This is a genomic window from Hydrocoleum sp. CS-953 (assembly GCF_002260545.1).
Taxonomy (GTDB): domain Bacteria; phylum Cyanobacteriota; class Cyanobacteriia; order Cyanobacteriales; family Microcoleaceae; genus Trichodesmium.
In genome coordinates, this window is the sequence record NZ_LGSU01000405.1 from 1 (window position 1) to 3,001 (window position 3,001).

The following is a 3,001-nucleotide window of genomic DNA, read 5'->3' on the forward strand; positions in this document are numbered from 1 at the left end:
CAGGGAACAGGGAACAGGGAACAGGGAACAGTGGGAAAAGTGTTTCCGTGGTCTTTGATTCATCATCAGTCTATGTCCTAATCGCCCTGGCTGTTGCTATAAATCATAGATTCATAGCTACTCTACTCAGAGGGTTAAAAATTGTTACACCTTTCCGGTTTAGTAATAAATGGTAGTGCGTCAAGGAAGTGTGGGAAGTGTGGTCCGGGTGGTCCGTGTGGGGAGACACTCGAAAGTAGGAGAAATAATTGTACCTGTATCTTTTTGGGAAGTGTCTGCCTTTCGTGCTAACTTTTTAGTCTCAAAGGCTAAAAAATTTGCACTTTTTTCGCGACCATGTGGGCGCTCAACCTTTATATATCAGTGCTTTTAGATTATATTGGCCACCCCTACGCGACTTATCCGACATTTTACTGATGCACAACCTAATAAATAATGACAAAAATAGGTTATTTTGCGTAAGTCTTAATACTGATAACATAAAGCTAATAAGTAGGACGACGAGAGTATCAAGGTTCGATTATATAGTCTTTATGAATATTTTCCAGTTTTGTATCGGTATCTTGGAACAGGTATGTAATAACTAACTCTACGCTACAATGTTTGCAGAGTTAACTTCCTACTTAATGTACTAATTATCCATAAAAATCCCTAATTATGATGAATCTCCCAGAATTTTTTAACCAACGTTATCAAGTTAAACAAGAACTAGGTTGCAATCAAACTGGAGGTCGAATTACTTATCTCACAACTGATACTACCACCGAGACACCCGTTGTCACAAAACAATATCAATTTGCCAATTGGGCAGAATACGAAAGTTATTATAGAGAAATTGAACTGCTACAACAACTAAATCATCCTAGTATTCCCCGTTATCTTGATTCATTTGAGACAGAAAATGGCTTTTGCTTAGTCCAAGAGTACAAAAATGCTGCCTCTCTTGCCCAAACTCAATTTTGGACAGTAGCAGAAATCAAACAAATTGCTCAAGAAGTATTAGAAGTTTTAGTTTACCTACAACAGCAAGTACCGCCAATTATTCATCGGGATATTAAACCAGAAAATATCTTAGTTGAACGAAATGGTACTCAACTAAAAGTTTACTTAGTAGATTTTGGGTTTGCCCGCAGTGGGTATGGCAATGTAGCAGTTAGTAGTGCAGTCAAAGGTACTCTAGGATTTATGCCACCGGAACAGTTGTTTAACCGGGAACTAACAGAAGCATCAGATTTATACAGTTTAGGTGCAACTTTAATCTGTTTGTTAACCAATACAAAATCTAGCGATATTGGTAAGCTAATCAATGATAACTATCGAATTAATTTCAAAAAATTACTGCCGAAAGTTGAACCAGCATTTATTAATTGGCTAGAAAAAATGGTGGAACCAAACCTAAAATCTCGCTTTCCCAATGCTGAAATTGCTCTCAAAAAGCTTAACTCTCTTGGTAATTCAGAAAATACAACAACTCAAAAAATACAATTTGGGACTCAAAAACCCAAGAAAATATTTACCGGAGCAGCAACAATTGGTCTATGTCTCATAGCACTTTATAGTACCATTGCAGCACTAACAACCTGGGGTGAAAATAAATGGTTAAGAACTCGACACCAAGTAGAAGTATCTCGTTCAAATGGGAGAAAACAACATTTGCAACAAGTGCTATTACAAACAGGTCAGTGTCCTCGGTGTAACTTAAGTAATGTTAATTTAGCCTATGCTAACTTGAAGAATGTTAATCTCAAAGATGCTACTCTAGATGGTGCCGACCTCAATAATTCCGTTCTCAAAAATGCAGAACTATGGAAAGCAAGTTTGGCAGGAATTAATTTGTCAAATGCTAACTTATCAGATGCTGATTTCAGAGGTGCTAAACTTAGGTACGCAGATTTACACTCTGCAAATCTCTGGGGGGCAAATTTAGGATATGCTAATCTTTGGGATGCTAACCTCAATAAAGCAAATCTCCAATATACTAATTTTTGGGGTGCTAATTTAGGTTATGCCAAGTTAGAAAATGCTAACCTCAAAAATTCTAATCTTTGGGGAGCTAATTTATTTAGAGCTGAGTTAGAGAATGCCAACTTGGAAAATGCTAATTTGGAAAATGCTCAGTTGGATGGTGTTAACCTCAAGGGAGCGACATTAAAACAAGCTAATCTAAAAGATACTATACTCTCCGCGCACAAAGGTCATAGCTATCGCAGTATTAATTTAGAGAATGCTGACCTAGAAGGTGCTAATCTCGAAGGGAGTCATCTAGAAAATGCTAATCTATTAGGTGCTTATTTGAAGGATGCTAACCTTAGTGAAGCTTCTCTCGAAGGTGCTGACTTACGGGGTGCAAATCTTACTAATGCTAACCTTAGCAAAGCTTATTTACGGGGTGCAAATCTTCGTGGTGTCAACCTTCGCGGTGCAAAATTGGAGAGTGCCAACTTCCGAGATACTGACCTCAAAGGTGCAATCATGCCAGATGGTAGTATTCATCCTTAGGTGGTGGTGCATAGTAATGGTAGAGAGAATGTGGGGAGTGTGGGGAGTGTGGGAAGAAATTAAAAAATATATATCTTCACCATTACAATGCAGGAATACCCATCCTTAAATTACTAATATAGCAATTGCCAAAAAGCATGAGGCACAAAATTCGTTTTTTTTGGGAGTAGTAATTAGGGTTTTGTGGGAATAGAAAATCAGAAAAACAACTTTACCTCAGTAACTTGAGAAACGCTATAAAAGGAAGAATTTATATCATTTCTCAAAAACTTTTCTACATTTTATTGAGCAGGGGAATAGGGGAGTGAGAGAGTAGGGGAGAAGTAAAAATATGAATAATTAACGCTAACTACCTAATAATTATCAAAAAAGTTCCATGCGCCTGTGTTAATTACTTAATAATTTAAGTGCTACTGAGGATTCTCACCACAAACTAAAATTACGCAGGCATTTTTGTTAAAGTTTAATCATTTCATATTTCTATTTTAACCAACTCCTACAT

Annotated in this window: 1 protein-coding gene; it reads left to right on the plus strand. The window is 37.0% G+C overall.

The annotated features are described in order from the left end of the window. Positions 1–657 precede the first annotated feature (657 nt). Positions 658–2,499 (plus strand): serine/threonine-protein kinase, encoded by a 1,842-nt coding sequence (locus AFK68_RS03960; protein ID WP_143437491.1) that lies wholly within the window; start codon positions 658–660, stop codon positions 2,497–2,499. Positions 2,500–3,001: the final 502 nt, after the last annotated feature.

Excerpts from the sequence above, each read along its gene's own strand:
- AFK68_RS03960 (WP_143437491.1), top strand. The coding sequence starts at position 658 with ATGATGAATCTCCCAGAATTTTTTAACCAACGTTATCAAGTTAAACAA.